At 44.3% G+C, this 639-nt stretch carries 1 protein-coding gene; it reads right to left on the reverse strand.

Annotation, left to right across the window (positions count from 1 at the left end):
- Positions 1-37: 37 nt before the first annotated feature.
- Positions 38-639: class I SAM-dependent methyltransferase (locus tag B2R65_RS04160; protein WP_286741283.1), on the reverse strand; the 602-nt coding region annotated here is incomplete at its 5' end.

Consider the following 639-nt stretch of genomic DNA (forward strand, 5'->3'; position numbering starts at 1 on the left):
GCTCATGGCTGGGTTAAAAAGTGCCTACTTACATTTTTTAACTATTATTATTTTTTTGCTCACACTGTTTAAAGTGCTGCTTTGAGGTTTGCCTAAGCCCTGCCCCTTTTACAGGTGAAAACTGCGGCCTTGCATGCCACTTAGGTTTTATAGGCGTAAGCGGAGCCACGCGTTTTCGCGCCACCAGCATATAAACACTCCCCATAGGTTTTAAATACTGTTTGGCAAAACTGCGCCAAAATGCAAACCGTGAAAGCCTGTTACCCCGCGCAAGAGATGAGTAAATAAAGCGCTCATCGCTAATAATTTCAAACCCCAATAAATTAAGCCAATCTTTTACCCGCGCAGGCGTAAAAAAACGCCCCGTCCACGGCAGTTTTTGGCCGCTAAAAGGCAACATTTGCGCCAATCCACATAAACTAAACGGATTAAATCCGGTAATAACAATGTAACCACCGGGTATAAGTGTGCGATGCGCCTCGCGTAATATGTGATGTGGGTCTGAGTGATACTCTAAGCAGTGGCTTAAAATACACGCATCAACACTGTGCTCATAAAAAGGCAGTTCGTCTATATCGGCTATTACACCTGTGTAAGGCCCCTCTTCGGCAACACATACTTGGTGTTTTATAGTGCTTA

Origin of the sequence: Pseudoalteromonas sp. UBA2102 (assembly GCF_002331165.1) — a bacterium.
GTDB classification, from domain to species: Bacteria; Pseudomonadota; Gammaproteobacteria; order Enterobacterales; family Alteromonadaceae; genus Pseudoalteromonas; species Pseudoalteromonas atlantica.